Origin of the sequence: Aurantiacibacter xanthus (genome assembly GCF_003584015.1) — a bacterium.
In the GTDB taxonomy this organism is placed as follows: Bacteria; Pseudomonadota; Alphaproteobacteria; order Sphingomonadales; family Sphingomonadaceae; genus Alteraurantiacibacter; species Alteraurantiacibacter xanthus.
The window spans coordinates 1-16,464 of the sequence record NZ_QXFM01000020.1 but is presented as its reverse complement, the minus strand read 5'-3'; the positions used below and the strand labels follow the sequence as shown (position 1 = coordinate 16,464).

Sequence of the window (16,464 nt, the reverse complement as noted above, 5' to 3'; positions counted from 1 at the left end):
GGGAACACTACCCGCCGCGCCAGCGTGACCGGGGGCAACGCTGCCGTTACCCGAGCTTGATCGCGCCCTGATGCGAGAGCGTCTTGCGCGCCAATGCCTGCCCCGCCTCGACGCAATCGACCCAAGGTTGCCCGCCAAGCCAGCCGCCCAGGAAACCCGCATTGAAGGCATCGCCAGCGCCGCTCGAATCGATCACTTCGGCGGGCTGGGCCAGGATCAGGCGCGGGGCCTCATCGGCCGTGCCCAGCACGCAGCCACGCTCGGCCGCTTTCACCGCGACCATATCCTGACCGAACGCAAGCCATCGTCTGGCGATCTCCAGTTCGTCTTCGCTGGTCTGCCACAGCTCGCGCTCGTCGCTGTTGGTGGGTAGCCCGATTGTCGCTGCTGCCATGGCCCGCTCCGACAGGGCGCGGGCGGCGTGCTGGTCCGGCCAGAGGGCGGGGCGATAGTTGCTGTCGTAAGCGACAGCGCGGCCATCGGCCTTGCGCTTCTCCGAAAGCCCCAGCAACTGCTCTCGACCTTCCGGCGAGATGACCGCCAGCGAAATATGGCTGAAGTAAACCAGCTTCGCTGGCGCGGCCTCAGCCAATGCTGCATCGATCCCCGGCAGCTCGAACATTTTCCGCGCGGCGCTGCGATCGCGCCAGTAGAGAAAGCTGCGCTCGCCGTGGGCATCGACGTGGATTGCGTAGATGCCAGGGTTGCGCTGCGGGTGGCGCAACACGTGGCGGGTATCGATCCCTTCGGCAGCCCAGGCGGCAACGAGCGCATCACTGATGGGATCGCTGCCTATCGCCGTAACGTAAGCCACGTCGAGCCCGGCCCGTGCGAGATGGATCGCGGTGTTGAGCGTATCGCCGCCATAGCGGAGACCGGCTCCGCCATGGCTATGATACTCCAGCATCGCTTCGCCGAAGATAAAGGTTTTCATTGCAGCCTGTTGTTGCAGATCTTCGCGATCAGGAGAACGCGAGACCCCCGTTGATGTCGAGATTGACGCCGGTGAGGAACGAGGCTTCGTCGGAGGCGAGATAGGCGACGGTGTCGGCGCATTCCTCGGCCAGCCCCTCGCGCCGCAGTGCGGTGGCGTTGGCGACGTACTTGCGGGCTTCGTCCTTGGTGAAGTCGTCGTGGAACCTGGTTGCGATCATGCCGGGGCACAGCGCGTTCACGCGAATGCCCTTGGGGCCCAGTTCCTTGGCCATCGCGCGGGTCCAGGTCATCACCGCACCCTTGGAGGTGGCATAGGCGCTGGCACCCGGACCGCCGCCGTCACGCCCGGCGAGCGAAGCGAAGTTCACGATCGACGCGCCAGCGGGCATGTGCGGCACGGCGGCCTTGGTGGCGAGGAAGGTCGAGGTCATGTTGAGCTGCATGAGGAAGTTGAAGAAATCCTCGTCCATTGCGTCGAGTGTTTTGCGTGCGACCAGACCGCCAACGACATTGGCGAGGATGTGGATTTCGCCGCCGAAGGCTTCGCGCGCGGCATCGACCAGTGCCTGCGCCGAGGCACCCTTGGTCATATCGCCATGCACCTTGATCGCCTTGCCGCCGCCGGCTGCCTCGATCAGGGCCAGCGTGGCATCGGCGTCGCTCTCGTTATCGAACCAGTTGACGACGACATTGGCGCCTTCGCTGGCCAGCTTGACCGAAATAGCGCGTCCGATATCGCGACTGCCTCCGGTGACGATTGCGGTCTTGCCTGTGAGTTTCATGATCTTGTCTTTCGTTCTTTCGAGGGTTGGCCGCGTTATGCGGCTTTGGGCTTGAGGGGTTTGATTTCGGGGCACAGAACGAGCACCGAGAGCACGGTCAGAATCGCGAGGCCGGCACCGACGATGAAGGCCGGGGCGTAGGAATTCACGGTGATGACCGGGATGAGGAAGTTGAGCCCGACGACCGCCAGCTTGGCCGCCGTTCCGGCATAGCCCGACAGGGTGCCGACCGATTTGCCGCTGTAGAAGTCGCTGGGCAGGGTCTGGATATTGCCGACCGCGGTCTGGAAGCCGAACAGGATCGCCGCCATCAGCAGCACCGCGAGCAGGGGCGTGGCCGCCTGCGTGGTCGCCAGCAGCGAGACCAGCATGATCACACCGCCCAGCGCAATCACCGACTTGCGGGTGCGATTGACCGTCCAGCCGGCCTTGATCCGGTTCTGTGCCAGCAATCCGCCAAACCAGGCGCCGAACATCGCCCCGACATAGGGAATGCCTGCGTAGGTGGCGATTTCCTCAACCCCGAAACCGTAGGTTTCGAACAGGTAGAGGGGCAGCCAGCCGACGAACAGCCACCAGATCGGGTCGAGGAAGAACGAGGCCATAATGACGCCCCAGCTTTCCTTGCGCGACAGGATCTCGCCCGAGCCGGGGGCATAGTCGGCGACCTCGTCGACATCCTTGTTGCGCTGGCCGGTGAGGATGAACTGGCGCTCTTCCTCCGAGATCCATGGGTGTTTGTCCGGGCCGGACTTGTAGACGATCAGCCAGGGGATCAGCCACAGGAAGCCGAGCGCGCCGATGGCGATGAAGGTCGCCTGCCACGAGCCGAGAAACACGAACAGCAGGCCCACCACGGGCGCGGAGACGATCCCGCCGATGGCCGCGCCGGAGTTGAAAATGCCCTGCGCGAGCGCCCGCTCGTTGATCGGAAACCACTCGGCATTGGCCTTGGTCGCGCCCGGCCAGTTGCCGGCTTCGGCCACGCCCAGCAGGCCGCGAAAGATCGCAAAGCTCGCCATCTGGGTGGCCAGCGCGTGCAGGATCGTCGCCGCCGACCAGACCACGATCGAGAGCACGAAGCCCAGCCGCACGCCGATCCAGTCGAAGATCTTGCCGAAGATCGTCTGCCCGAAGGCGTAGGCGAAGGTGAAGATGTTGATGATGATCGCATAGTCGGCCTTGGTCAGACCAAGCTCCTGCGAAATCTCCGGCCAGAACACCGCGAGCGCGCCGCGGTCGATGTAGTTGATGATCGTCGCGATGGCGACGAGGCCCACGATCCAGTAGCGCAGCTTGCCCGCCTTCATCGCTCAGCCCTCCTTGCCAAGGAAGTCTTTGCGCACCGGGCTGAAGGTATCGATGAGCACGCCCGCTTCGAGGCACACGGCGCCGTGATCGAGATGCGGCGCGATGTAGAAACTGTCGCCCGCGCCCAGCTCGCGCTTTTCGCCGTCGACGAACACTTCGAAGCGGCCGCTTTCGACATAGCTCGCCTGACTGTGCGGATGCGCGTGGACCGGCCCCACCGAGCCCTCGGCGAACCACACGCGCACGATCATCAGATCGGGGCCATAGCCGAGGATCTGGCGCGAAACGCCGCCGCCAAGCTCCTCTTTCTCCACCGCATCGGCGAACACGAAGGCCTGGCTCTGGTCGGTAACTGGCGTGCCCATATCAGTCGTTCTCTCCATCGAGCGCAATGCGCGCCGCAAAGCCCGTCCAGCGCACATCGGTGCCGTCGATCTTCGCATTGTGTGTCTTGGTGGGATCGCGGTCGTAGGAGAGGGCGAGGGCGGTCCGGGTGCCGCTTGTCGTCTCCACGATTACGAAGTCGTAGCCGTCGCGCGTTTCATGCCGCAACGATGCGATCTGGCTGCGGCTGCCGACGGTCTCTTCCGCGGCCCCGTCGTAAAGGCCGTGCGATTCCAGCACGCTGACGAAGCTTGCCGCGGTGCCGCCGCTCTTGCGCTGAATGATCATCGGTTCGCGGCGCAGGTTGAAGTGGGGGTCGTTCGCCCCGCTTTCGCCGAGGATCACGCTCAGGCTGTCCTGCGGCACGAACCGGTAGGTGTAGAACCGCCCGCCGAGAATCCAGGTCATGAAGGCGTTGTCGGCAGTGGGCGTTGCCGTGCCATCGACCCAGATGTGCTGGTAGCCGTTGGCCTCGCCCAGCACGGGCCGTTCGGCAAGGTTGCGGCTGACCGGAAAGCCGGTCTCCATGATCTGCCCGGTATAGTGCAGCGGCAGGTCGTAGGTGAGCGAGCCGTTGCCCGAGGCATTGAGCAGGTCGATCACCACCGGCGCATCGAGACCGGCCACATCAAGCAGGGCCAGCGAGCGGGTCATGGTCACGCCATGTTCGGGATAGGCGCTGTCGATGGTCGCGGTGCTGATCTGGAGGTCGGCCCCCGCGTCGTAATAGAGCTGCTGCGGGGCGTGGAGATCGGCCAGCTTCTGGTCGCCGCCGAAATGGCTCTCGCCGTTGATGACGAGCGCGTTGTGGGCGATGGTCTGCTTGGCCCAGCTCTCATTCTCGGGCAGATAGCGCCCGCCTTCCTTGGCGACGATATTGAGGAAGCGCGCCGCACCATAGTCGCGCACGATCTCGTGGCCGTTGTCGTAAAGCTGCCAGCTCAGCTTGTCGAAATGGCCGTGGCCCATGCCTTGCGAGGTGTTCTTGGCGACCAGCGCCATATGCCCGTCGCCCTCGCCATGGCGCAGGATCGCCACCGCGCCCTGATCGCCTTCCGGCCCGTCGGAGAGCAGCAGCGAGCGGAACGGGAAAGGCCGCGCCTTGCCCGCGGCCAGATCGCGCGCGAGCTTCAGGCCATCGTCGGTGAGAATGGTGCGGCCTTGCGAGCGCGCGATGTCGAGCAGGCCCGAATCTTCCGTTTCCGCATAGGCGATGGCGACGCCGTGGTAGAGCTCGTCGGTGTTGAGGCTCTTGTCGCGCAGGGCATCGTTGAACGGAAAGAAATAGCCGTCGTAGGTCAGCTGGATCGTCGTTTGCAGGGCCTTCAGCAGGATGCCGTCGCGCCACTGGAAGATGTGGCGATCAGGGTCGTGTTTGGCGATGACATCGGCAAACACCATGAACGGCATCAGGGCATAACGCTGGTAGTACGGTCCCTCGGTGTAATAGCCGTCGGGCGAGAACAGCAGCTCGGTCTGACGCAGGAACCCGGTGGTGCCGCTCTTGTCCGAGCCCATCAGCGCGCGTTCGACCAGATCGTCGTCGCCGAGCAGGTAGCCGGTCATGCCCACGCCCGCCGCCGCCCAGGTGGCGTGATTGTGAATGCGGTCGAACGTCGCCTGCGAATCCACCGACAGGAACTGCGCCGCGCGGCGGAAAACCTGATCGTCGATCAGCTGGCGGTCGGCCTCGCTCAGCGTATCGCGGATATCGCCATAGCCCTGCACCGAATGGACGAGCCAGACCGCATCGTTGAGCACCTGCCAGAACAGGCGGCCGGGGTTCTGGTTGGCTCTGGCCGGATGATCGCCAAGTGTCGGATAGAGCTCGGCATAGGCGAGCAGCAGGTCGCGGACATAGTCGGCATAGGCCTGCTGGCCGGTCACGCGGTAGAGCTGGCCGCCGAGGTAGATCGCCTTGTAATTGCGCTTGTGCTGTTCGTGGGTGTAGCCGCCGCCCGGATCCCTGGGGACCGGAACGACGACGCCGCGTTCCATCATCGCGTCAACGAAGCTGCGCGCATCCTCCACCTCTGCCGCGAACAGCGGGGGCAGGTCGGCGGCTGGCAGGGCCGGGGGCAGCGAGGCAGGGGCCTGCCGGGCGTGCACCGGGGCACAGCCCGCCAGCGCCAGCGATACGATGAGCGCGCGCCTGATCATTTCGCATTCCCCTCGGCGAATGTGTTGTCACGCTCCCGCACGCGGGGCTGTCCGTTGAAAACCAGTTCGGCGTAGAGCGGCCGGGGCGTGGCGGAAAAGGTGTTGCCGATCACGGCGCTGTCGGGCGTGCCGGCGGTGTGTGCGATCATCAGCGGGGCGCTGGCGGTAAAGGTGTTGCGCGCGATCTGCGCGGTCTGCACGCCGTGCAGGCGGATGGAGGCGGCTTGCTCGCGGCTCCCGGCGCGACCCCCAGCGAGACCCACGTCGGACAGGGTATTGTCGGTGATCGCCACGGAAGGCCCGAAGGTGCTTTCATCGCGCCCGCCGCGATAGATGTCGGCAATCGGGCCGCCGACCTGCGCAAAGCTGCTCCCCGAGATTTCGAGATGCTCAACGTTGTACCAGCCGACATCGCCGGTCTCCGCTGCTGCGGAAACGACAGTGCCGGTGATCCCGGCGAAGGCGCTGTCGTGGATCGCCACGCGGTCGGCGTGGGTGCTTTCGCCCAGCGTGAGCACGTTGAACGCCTCGGCGCTGTCGAGATTGCGCACGTTCACGCGGTCCATGTCCACGCGCATGTTCGACTGGATCGGCTCGGCTGCGGTGCGGATCACGGCATTGCCCGCCGTCGCAGGCGCAAGGCTGCCGTCGATCACGAGGTCTTCCAGCTGGAGGTTGCCGCCCTCGCGCAGCTCGATCAGCGTCGGGCCGGTAAACCGGATCACGCTTTCGCCTTCATTTGCCGGTACACCCCGAATGGTCAGCACCTTGTCCAGCGCAACGGGCCGGTTGGCAAGATACTCGCCAGCCGTGAGGGTGAGGATGTCGCCGGTGCCAGCCGCATCCGCCGCATCGGCCAGGGCATCGGGTTCGCTCGTCACCGCGATCACGCGTCCCGATGAACCGAAGGCGACATCGGCGGAGGGCTTTGCGTACCAGGCAGGGCCGACCTCATCGAGCCTGACCGGCGAGAGATCGCGCGGCGCGCCGATCTGCGCCAGCGCGGGGTCGAGCGGATAGAGCAGGCCGTTTGCGGCGCGGTCGGCCTGAGGGGTGGCGCGCTGCAAATCCGGCAGTGCGGCGCCGATCTCGCCCGCGACCACGAGATTGTCCGCCATGGCGATGCCCGAGATATCCGCATCGACCGCGATGAACGCCTTGCCTTCGATCCCGCCCAGCAGGTTGCGCGCGAAGGTGCTGGCGATGGGCGGCGCAGAGCGCTCCTCGTCGGCACCCGCGCCCAGCGTGATCCGGGCGCTGTCGACGATCGTGTTGTTGGTGATGCTCGCCCGCTCGACCTGCACATAGCGGTTGATCGGGGAATCGGGCACGCCGTTCATCACCGTCAGGGCGCTCGCAAAGCCGGTTCCGCGCAGGCCTTCGAGGTAGTTGTCGCGCACGGTCTGCCCGCGATTGATGACACGGATGCCGCCGGTGTTCTCCTTGCCGCCGCCGAGGAAGATGTTGCGCTCGACCAGATTGTTGTCGCCGTGGCGGAGTGTGAGCGTGCCCTGCGATTGCAGGAACACATTGCCGCGATAGATATTGCCGCCCGATTTCGACGAGATGATCTCGACCTCGCCATCGCAGCGGTCGAAGACGTTGTTCTCCACCAGCGTGTTCGAATTGAACATCGCATAGGTGCTGGTGCCGATCCGCACAGTCTCGCCACCGTTGGAGCCCAGAGGCGGACGCGGGCCGAAGTAGTTGTGATCGATGCGGTGGCCGTTTTCGCGGCTCTCCTCGGTGTCGAGACGAACGGCGAGGGTGACGCCCTTGTTGGTCTTGCCGGCAAGAAAGGAGTGATCGAACCGGTTGTTCGATCCATAGAGGCCCACCCAGATGTCGGTGTCATCGCGGCCGGGCTTGCTGAAGCCGTCGATGACCACTTCGGTCACGCGGGAATTGCGGGCCTGATCGTCCCGGTTGCGCCGGAACGAGATGACCTCGCTGCGCGGGCTGTATCCGTCCTTGAACACAAGACCGGTCACGAGGATGTACTCCCCGCCGATCCGCAGGCTCGACTGCCCGGTGAGGACAACCTTGCCCGGCTCCTCCGAGATCAGGGTGATCGGCGCATCTTCGCGCCCCTGGCCGGTGATGACGAGATTGACATCCCGCCACTCGCCATTGGCTAGGATGATAACATCGCCAGCTTCAACGCCGCGAAGCGCCTGTGCGTACTCGCCCTGGTTGCGGACGTAGTAGTGCTCTGCCCAGGCCGGGGTGGCAGGCAATAGCGTTACGGCCGCTAGCAGGCATATCCTGAGCATAGTCCTCTCCCGGCCTTTGGCCATGTTCGCAGAGCATGGGCTAGCCGAGGGGCGATCAAAGTGTCAATCACTTTGGTATGATAATTTGAAAAACGATATAATACCAAATCAGGACATGCGGGTGGCCGCCGCAAACCGTTGCCTGCTGGCGCTTGCCTGCTGCCTGGCCTCGTCGATGGCCTTGCGTTCCGCTGCATCGAGCATGGCGTCGATCAGGCGGTGGAAGTGGTCGCGCATGGCAGCGCGTGCGCCGGCGGGATCGCGCGCCTTGATGGCATCGAACACTGCCTTGTGCTCTTCGGTCCGCGACTGCGCATCGTGTACGCAGACGGATGCATATATCTGTTTTACCTCGGGTATGTCTTCACGCATCTGCCAGAGCGCCTTCACGGTATGGACCATGGCGGCATTGTTCGATGCTTCGGCGATCCTCAGGTGAAACAGTTCGTCGGCCTCGTTGGCTTCTTTCTCGCTGCCTGACCGCATCCTGGCGACCAGATCTTCGAGATGTTCGATGCCGGCCTCGTCGATATTGAGCGCGGCGAGGGCTGCCGTTTCCGATTCGATCAGCAGGCGCGCCTCGGTCACCTCGAACGCGCTGACCTTCGGCAGAGTGTGCTTCATCGCCGGAGGTGTGTCGCTGACGTAAACACCTGATCCGGTTTTGATTTCGAGGCGGCCCATGGCCTGCAAGGCAATCTCCGCCTCGCGAATGGTCACACGGCTTACGCCCAGTTTCTCCGCAAGCTCCCGCTCGCCGGGGAGGCGCGTTCCGGCCGGATAGAGTCCCTCGTCGATGAGGTCTTCAATCTGCTTGGCAACCGTTTGGAATAGCCTCTTTGTCGACATTTGACCCATTGTGAATCCGTATCCTTGGTAAGCGAAACCATTGTTAGCACCGATGAATTGGCATGGCCATATCGCCTAGCGCAACGTCGCTGAGTTCGCTCTGGCACGCCATGTCGTCCACCGGGCTGGCGGCAAGGATCCCCACGCTGCGCACCCGTTCAAGTGCAATCCTCTTTGTATTGCCAATATACACTTTATATGCATACCTCTTGCAAATATCATAAGGGAGAGAGGAATATGCGTAAGAAATGCATCACGTTTGCCGGGGCAGTGGGGCTCAGCATGGGATTGGCGTCGCCGGCCTGGGCTGCATTCGCCTGCGATCCGGTGCAGGACACCAATGGATCGCCCTATTCCGAGGCGAAGTTCAAGAATGCGCTGGAACATGCCAAATTGCAGCTTCCGACCTCCAGCACCTGCATAACGAACAGCAATATCATCAATTACTATTACGATCCGGATAACTGGTATCTCGACAATACCAACATGCAGTTCACCATCGAGGGCGGGGGCTCTTCGCAACGCAATGAGTTGAGGGGCGATTCCTTTGCCGGAAGTCGCACTGATATGGCCATGAACCTGCGGCTGAGCCTGAGATATGGCGGGTCTTACTCCACCCGTTTCACCGTCGCGCAGATCTACGGGCAGACTGGCGGCCAGCCGATCCTGCGGGTCGAATTCCTGAGTTCGCGCAGCGGCCTGAGCAACTACCTCTGGGGTATTTACCGCACGAACGCAGGGCTTTCGCCGCAGTATCAGTACAAGCCTTTGGGGCCGGCACCCACGAGCTTCACGAAGCTCGACCTCGTCTACAACGACAATGGCACGATCACCGCGAAGCTCGGCGATAATGACGTGCAAACCTGGTCGGACAACATGAGCTACTACACCCAGTCGTCGAAGTCGGTGTATTTCAAAACGGGCTGCTACCTCCAGAATGCAGGCGATTGCAGCGTCCGCCTGTCGACCCTGAACTTCGATACCTGACCGGGATATGATTGCGCCGCCCATTTCCGGGGAATGGGCGGCGCAATTCGTTTCAGCAGGCAGATTGTGCGCGCGGTCTTGGCTGCGCGCAGGCCTTTTACGGAAGGCCGATTGTGGTGAGAAAACGATCGACCTCTCCGGCGACGCGCGCTTTCTCGGCGTCGGGGAACTTGCCGTGGCCGCCACCCGGCACGATCACCATGTCGGTGGGCACCTCGACCCGTTGCAGAGCAGCGTAAAGTTCGCGCGACTGGTCGATCGTCACCACATCGTCGCTGTCGCCGTGGACGATCATGGTCGGCGGCACGTCCGGCCCGACATAGGTGAGCGGCGACATTCGCACGTCCATGTCATGCGCGCCGGGGCCATCGCCAACCCAGCGCACGACCGAGGGGTGGCGACCCGAGGCAGCGCCGTTGTAGGGCTGGGCAAGGTTGGTCGGTCCGTAGAAGTCGAGCACGGCGGCAACCCTGGGCACGCCCTCGCAGTCGGGGGTATCAAGCCCGTCTGCCGCTTCGAGGTAGCTCGCCATCAGGGCGAGGTGGCCACCGGCGGATGTGCCGTGGGCGACAATCCGGTCGACATCGAAGCCGTAGCGGTCGGCATTTGCGCCGATCCAGTGCAGCACGCAGCGGGCATCCTGCACCGCCGCCGGAGCCTGCGCTTCGCCCGCCAGACGGTACTGCACGGTAATCACCGCGTAGCCGCGCTGGAGGAACCGCGAATAGCCGCGCCAGCTTTCCGGGCGCTGACCGCGCGCCCAGGCTCCGCCGTGGAAATAGACCAGAACGGGGGAGGGCTGCCCATTGGCGTGGGCGCTGGTGTAGAGATCGAGGTGAAGGTCGGTCCCGTCGATGGAGCGATAGACCAGATCCTTGTAGACCGCCGCCACCGGGCCGGTCGCTTCCGGCGATGGCCGTGCCGACACCGAGGCGGGGGCCTGTGTGCCGGCCGGTTGCGCCGAGGCGCAGCCTGCCAGCATCACCGTCGAGGCCATCAGCGCCGTTGCCAGCTTGCGGCAGGCGCGCCTCGTGCGCAGAGCCGGGCGCATCACAGCTTCACCCGCAGGCCGATGAAGTACTTGGAGCCATAGTAGTGATACTGGCGCGTGCTTCCGACCACCGGCATGTAGGTCACCTTCGGTTCGTTAAAGATGTTGAGCGCTTCCACCCGCAGCGACACGCCCGGCATCACGTCGAGCGATGCGCGCAGGTCGAAGGTCTGGTTGTCGCCGACATAGCGCAGCTGGCTGTTTCCGCCGACGAAGTCCTGATAATACTGCGAACGGTAGTTGTAGATGCCCTGCAGCGAGACCGGGCCGATGTCGTAATAGGCCTGCGCCGACAGCACGTGCTTCGAATAGCCCGAGAGGTTGGCGGGCGGAATGATCCCCGGCTCGACTTCCTCGGTCACCGGATCGTAGATGTCGCCGAGCAGGATATCGTGCGATTTGAAGTTCGACTTCGCATAGTTGTAGCTCACCTTCGCGCCGAGACCGTCGAGCGGTGCGGGCAGGAAGCTGAAGCGCGTCGCCGCGGTGAGTTCCAGACCATAGACGGTCGACTTGTCGTCGCTGTTGCGGGTCTGCGAGACCGGGATATTCACCTGCTGCCCGCCGAGGACGAAATCCTCGTTGATGCGGACGGGCTGGAAGCCGCCGGAGAAGCGCTTGTAATAGACCGTCGTCGACAGGATGGTGTCGCGATTGGGATACCACTCCAGCGCCAGATCGCCATTCCATGACATCAGCGGCTCCAGACGGGGGCTGCCCGCCGCCTGAATGTTGCGGATGGCATCGGCCACGTCGGTGAAGGCCGTGCCGTCATCGAGCTGGATCGAGCGGCCTGCCGAGAGCGCGCTGGGTGCCGGACGCGACATTGCGCGATAGGCAGCCGCTCTCAGCAACAGCTCGGGCTTGAGTTCGAAGATCATGTTCGCACTGGGCAAAACGCGCGTGGTGTCGTGCTTGATGGTCACCGTCTCGAAGTCGCCGGTTTCGACCAGCCGGATCGTGCCGTCGCCGTTGTTGACGATATCGAGAGCGCTGCGCAGCCCGTTCGATTCCACCTCGGTCCTGACCACGCGGACACCCACGTTGCCGCGCACGGGCAGCGAACCGATGTCGCCTTCGTAGTCGGCCATGACATAGCCTGCCCAGACCTGTTCGAGCACATCGGTGTTGGTGATGGCGCGCAGGTCGTCGTTGGGGCCCGGATCCTCGGTGCCGAGATAGGCATCGAACAGGCACAGCGGATCGAAGGTAGCCCAGCTGGAAATCTGGTCGCCGGGGGCATCCTTCAGGTAGTCGCGCTGCGGGAAGCGGGTGCGGCAGGCGAGGTTCGCATCGCGATCCACATTGCGGTCGCCCTGGGTCATCTCCACCCGGTCGGTGTAGTCGTTATAGGTCTGATGGCTGTAACGAACCCCGGCGTGCAGCGCGGATATCAGGCCGGAAAGTTCATAGCTGGCGTCGAGCCGGCCAGCCCAGATCGTGTTGCTGCGCTCGCGCTCGTCACGACGCAGGCGGGCATCGTCGCTGAACAGCGACCAGTCATTGAGGTCGAAGCGCGGATCGATCGTGAACACCGGCGCGAAGCTGTCGCGTGCGTCGTAGGTGTAGGCCACGCGCTGATTGCCGACCGGCGTGCGATTGCCGTAAATGTCGAGCGGGTCGGTGCGCAGACGGGTGCTGCGCGACCGATCGAGCCGGGTGGTATCCGAATAGGACACGTCGGCCACAAGGCGCAGGCGATCGCTGGCCTCGACCGCGATTTCGAGCCCGCCGCCAAGATACTCCTCCGAGCGCTCGGTCAGCGTCGAGTTGGACTCGAGCGAGGTCATGCCCTCGACGTATCGCAGGAACCCGGCCGGATCGACCTCGCGGTTTTTCAGGCCGAGCCGCATTTCCGAGAAGGTCAGGTCGCTGCGGTTTTCGGCGAAGGAGCGGTCCGAATACTCGACGTCGAGGTTGATCTCGACGGTGGGTGACGGTCGCCACTGGATAGCGCCGAACACCGCATCGCGCTGATCGTTTTCGCTGATCTGGCGATAGGTCATGGCGTTGGGCACGATGTAGAACGGCGTGCCGTCATTCACCTGGGCGTTCGTGACGTTGCGGCAGTTTCCGGTCAGCACATCGACGGAATCGTCGCAGGCGCTCCAGGTCGAGCTGCCGGCCAGGGTTTCTTCGGGATTGGCGGTGCGCTGCCGCTGGTAGCCGATGGAGACACCGATATCCCCCAGGCCGCCGAGCGAGAACTGGTCGATGAGACTGATCGTGCCGCGCCAGCCAAGGCCAGTGTCGCCGTAGACCCGGTCCTGATAGGGGTTGTAGTTGACCTTGCCTTCCATCTGAATGCGGCGGCGTTTGTAATCGAGCGGGCGCACTGTCCCCAGCTCGATGGTGCCCGCGACGCCGCCTTCGATGAGGTTGGCCTGTTGCGATTTGTAGATCGTGATCTTGTTGATCAGTTCCGAGGGGAACTGGTTGAAATTGACCGACCGGTCGCCGCTGCCGTTGCTGGCCTCGCGCCCGTTGAAGGTGGAATTGCTCAGGAACGGCCCGAGGCCGCGCAGGGCGATTTCCGAGGCGTCGCCCTTTTCGCGGTGGGTCGTTGCGCCGGTGATGGTCTGGATCGCCTGACCGACCGAGAGGGCAGGGATGTCGCCGATGTCATCGGCCGACAGCGAATCCACGATGGCCGTGGTTTCACGCTTGGTCTCGATTGAATCCTGAATGGTGGCGCGAATGGCGCTCACCACGATCTCGGTGGCGGGCTGCTCGCTGGAGGAGGGAGCCGTCTGGCTATCCTGCGCCATCGCCACATGCGGCCACGCGATCGCGGCCAAAGCCACGCCGCAACGCAGCCGCGCCCAGCCGTTGCCAGCCAACAAGTTGCACCCAACACCGTTATTCCGTGCCATCTGACACTCTCCCATCCGTCGTTTTTTGGGGAAATTAATTGTCTAGGCAATTTCGTCAACCAGTTTTGTCCATTCGCGGACCTTTTTTGGAAATAACTGTCATACCAATTGGTCTGGAGTCCTGATATCGTTGCGTTTAGATGTTTGATCCAGGCGCGCGTGATCAGGCCGGTTGACGGGGGATCCGGTCCACGGTGTACGATATTGTTTGGCCGTTGGCTGGGGCGGGCGCAGTGCGTCGCCGCTGCCGCGACGGCGCGTCACGGCAGGACCGTATGGCGCGCGCCAATTGGTCTGCAACATCACTCTGTTGCATCGCAGGTGCTGCGCCGCGCGCTATGAGGTTGGAAAAACAACGATTGGTCGGGGAGACAGGATTCGAACCTGCGACCCTCTGTTCCCAAAACAGATGCGCTACCAGGCTGCGCCACTCCCCGACCGGGATCGTTCGCGGCTGACAACAAGGCTGGTGGGCCCGGCAGGACTCGAACCCGCGACCTAGCCGTTATGAGCGGCCAGCTCTAACCAACTGAGCTACAGGCCCCGCCTTGTCAGCGCGAAATGGGCCGATAGCTTGTGCAAGCCCGCACGGCAAGACCTACGCGCTGTCACCTGTTCAACGCTCCACCGCCGCCAGCACATCGGCCACCGAGGAAGGCTTGACGTCGCGCAGCGCGCAATAGGCGAAGATGCGTCGCCACCAGTCGTAAAGCCGGTCGAGATCGCCCTCGGTGCGGACGTAGGGCGTGTGGCCGGGCGCCAGCGAAGGGCTGTGGAACGAAAACACCAGCACCGGCAATTGCGCGTCGAGCGCCATGTCGATGCCGCGCATGGCCTCCTCGACTCCCACGCCCTCGGGGGTGAGCGGAATGCGTTCGAGCAGCCCGAGATGCGACAGCACTCCACGCGCCTGCGGCATGCGCCACAAGCGGGGATAGATCGCGTCGCCAAGTTCGCGCAGCAGGCCCCAGAAGGTGGTGGTCAGCGGCAATTCGAGCATCGTGCGGTCCTCGTCGAGCCAGTAGGGCCCCAGCGGGTGGCGGCGATAATCAGGGCCGCCGCTTGCCGAATAGTCGAATTTCGACCGCACCGAGCTATCGATTGCAATGCCGTTGGCCTGAAGGATCTCTGCCGTGCGCGGACCGAGGCCATAGCGCCCCGCGCGATAGATCAGGGGAGCCGCGCCGAACTGCGTTTCGATCCGGTCGCGCAGGCGGGCGAACTTCTCGGCCTCGAGCACATGGGGCAGATTTCCGGCAAAGCTGTTGGTCTCGCTCACCTCCTCGGTGAACGGCGGACTGACCCATGGATGCAGTTGGACTCCCACTTCCGCCCGTCCGGCGGCGATGGGTTCGCGCAGGATCTCGCCCGCCAGCGACGAGGTGGCAATCGGCCAGTCGACGAGATAGATCGGCACCACGCCCATGCCTTCGCAGAACTGCTGAAACCGGGCGAGGCGAGGAATATGATCGAGCCCGTAGCCTTCGCGCCGGAGCGGCTTGTCCCAGTCGAACTCCTCTTCGGTATCGACGGTCAGCAGGTAGCGGGTCTTGCGATCGGAAAAGCGGGCGAGAGCGTGCGATGGTGGCGGGTCTAACAGGCTTCGTAGGGCCACCGTCGCTACTCCTGATGCTCCGGCGTCCCTCTGCGCCGGTTGCCTAACGCGTGCTATTGGCCTGCGCTTCAGGGGTCAATAACCCGCCATCGGTTAGCGGCAGGTGAAGGTTTACATGGGTTTCGGTGAAGGCGAGCGTCCCACCGGCTGCCTGAGCTTCGGCGGCGGCAAGGTCGAGCGCGAAGCGGGGGCCGAATACGCCTGAACTAAGCGCGCCCCGGCGCTTGTCGTCGAAAGCATCGAGATCGCGCAGCGATTGGGGCAGGGCGCCGGTGAGCTGCGCCGATTGCCCACGCTGCTTCAGCGTCAGGGTCAGCGTTTCGGACGGGGCGAGGGCGCCGGCCAGGGTGGCCAGCAGCCGCCAGGCGAGCAGCCGGGTCTCGTGGCGCGCGATGGCCAGCGGGTAGGGGCGATGATCCGCGACCAGCTCGATGGTGGCGTCGCGCGGTTCGAGCACCGGGCGCAGGCGGCGCAGCGTTTCGCTGAAGACCTCGGCCAGATCGCTCTCGCCGCTGTCGAGTTGCGCCGCGCCGGTCTGGAGCCGCGCCAGCCGGTCAAGCTCGTCGAACCCGGCGAGCAGGCGCGCCGCATCGACCGAGATGGCGGCGGCATGGGCGCGGTATTCGTGCGGGGCGGGGCCGAACACCTGCTGCTGGATGACCTCGGCAAAACCCTGGATTGCGCCGACCGGGGTGCGCAACTCGTGCAGGATCTGGCGCATGCGGTCTGCGGCGGCATTCTCCGGTGCCCGTGTCTCGGTGGCGGCCTCGCGCGGCGGGCGGCGCAGGCGGCAGCGATAGCCGGCGAAGTTCCCGCGCGGCTGCGCGAACATGGGCGCGGCCTCGATCAGCCAGTCGCCGCCAAGGCGGCCGGGGCCCTTGAGCGTGATGCGGCCGGCATGGACCGGCTGGTGCAGGCGGAAGGCCGGGCTCAGCCCGTCGCCGAAGCCGGTCAGCGGGCCGGGATGCGCGCTGGTTAGCAGCATGCCGAGCACCTCGGACAGCACCGGATCGCTTGCCGCCATCACGCGCCCTTCGGCATCGGTGACCGCATCGAAGGCCATCACGCTGGTGGTTTCGGGCGCATCGCCGAGCGGCAGGCGCGGCGCGAGCACCGGGGTGCGGCGGGCATTGCGATAGGTCGCAATGCGGTCGATGATGTCGCCGATAACGCGCGGCTCGGCGGCAGGCGGGGCTGGCTCGGGGAGCACTTCGGCTTTGCTGAGGGGGACCGGCGCGATTGT

At 64.3% G+C, this 16,464-nt stretch carries 12 protein-coding genes and 2 tRNA genes; 1 reads left to right on the top strand and 13 read right to left on the bottom strand.

Annotated elements, in window-relative coordinates; translation table 11 throughout:
* Nucleotides 1-46: 46 nt before the first annotated feature.
* The 7 genes from D2V17_RS02700 to D2V17_RS02670 form a co-directional block, all read right to left on the bottom strand.
* Nucleotides 47-934, bottom strand: coding sequence for a sugar kinase (locus D2V17_RS02700; protein WP_245978475.1), 888 nt, complete (start codon nt 932-934; stop codon nt 47-49).
* Between the two features lie 28 nt (nt 935-962).
* A complete protein-coding gene (locus D2V17_RS02695; protein WP_119591600.1) occupies nt 963-1,718 on the bottom strand; it encodes an SDR family NAD(P)-dependent oxidoreductase in 756 nt (251 codons plus the stop codon).
* A 35-nt stretch (nt 1,719-1,753) separates the two neighbouring features.
* On the bottom strand, nt 1,754-3,028 hold the full coding sequence (locus tag D2V17_RS02690; RefSeq protein ID WP_119591599.1) for an MFS transporter: 1,275 nt from the start codon (nt 3,026-3,028) through the stop codon (nt 1,754-1,756).
* Between the two features lie 3 nt (nt 3,029-3,031).
* On the bottom strand, nt 3,032-3,412 hold the full coding sequence (locus D2V17_RS02685) for a cupin domain-containing protein (RefSeq protein ID WP_220474053.1): 381 nt from the start codon (nt 3,410-3,412) through the stop codon (nt 3,032-3,034).
* Entirely contained in the window at nt 3,396-5,573 is a 2,178-nt protein-coding gene (locus D2V17_RS02680) for an alginate lyase family protein (protein WP_119591597.1), read from the bottom strand. Before D2V17_RS02680 ends, D2V17_RS02685 begins: the two co-directional genes overlap by 17 nt.
* Nucleotides 5,570-7,846 carry a polysaccharide lyase 6 family protein gene (locus D2V17_RS02675; RefSeq protein WP_119591596.1) on the bottom strand — a complete coding sequence of 759 codons (2,277 nt, stop codon included), beginning with the start codon at nt 7,844-7,846 and terminating at the stop codon, nt 5,570-5,572. Before D2V17_RS02675 ends, D2V17_RS02680 begins: the two co-directional genes overlap by 4 nt.
* Before the next feature lie 108 nt (nt 7,847-7,954).
* Nucleotides 7,955-8,695 carry a FadR/GntR family transcriptional regulator gene (locus tag D2V17_RS02670; RefSeq protein WP_119591595.1) on the bottom strand — a complete coding sequence of 247 codons (741 nt, stop codon included), beginning with the start codon at nt 8,693-8,695 and terminating at the stop codon, nt 7,955-7,957.
* 237 nt (nt 8,696-8,932) lie between these two features.
* Here D2V17_RS02670 and D2V17_RS02665 point away from each other — a divergent pair, with 237 nt between their 5' ends.
* On the top strand, nt 8,933-9,682 hold the full coding sequence (locus tag D2V17_RS02665; protein WP_191229042.1) for a polysaccharide lyase family 7 protein: 750 nt from the start codon (nt 8,933-8,935) through the stop codon (nt 9,680-9,682).
* 97 nt (nt 9,683-9,779) lie between these two features.
* On the opposite strand, the gene D2V17_RS02660 is transcribed toward D2V17_RS02665, so the two are convergent.
* The 6 genes from D2V17_RS02660 to D2V17_RS02635 all read right to left on the bottom strand — a co-directional run.
* Entirely contained in the window at nt 9,780-10,733 is a 954-nt protein-coding gene (locus D2V17_RS02660) for an alpha/beta hydrolase fold domain-containing protein (RefSeq protein ID WP_119591593.1), read from the bottom strand.
* Nucleotides 10,733-13,537, bottom strand: a complete 2,805-nt coding sequence (locus D2V17_RS02655; protein WP_245978473.1) for a TonB-dependent receptor — start codon at nt 13,535-13,537, stop codon at nt 10,733-10,735. The genes D2V17_RS02660 and D2V17_RS02655 overlap by 1 nt, the downstream gene beginning before the upstream one ends.
* Nucleotides 13,538-13,966: 429 nt before the next feature.
* Nucleotides 13,967-14,043 (bottom strand) — tRNA-Pro (locus D2V17_RS02650).
* Nucleotides 14,044-14,073: 30 nt separating this feature from the next.
* Nucleotides 14,074-14,150, bottom strand: a tRNA-Ile gene (locus D2V17_RS02645).
* Nucleotides 14,151-14,222: 72 nt separating this feature from the next.
* Complete coding sequence (locus D2V17_RS02640; RefSeq protein WP_119591592.1) at nt 14,223-15,221, bottom strand: polysaccharide deacetylase family protein; 999 nt, start codon at nt 15,219-15,221, stop codon at nt 14,223-14,225.
* Nucleotides 15,222-15,264: 43 nt separating this feature from the next.
* Nucleotides 15,265-16,464 (bottom strand): histidine kinase dimerization/phospho-acceptor domain-containing protein (locus D2V17_RS02635; protein WP_147367200.1); only part of this gene is annotated, 1,200 nt, incomplete at its 5' end.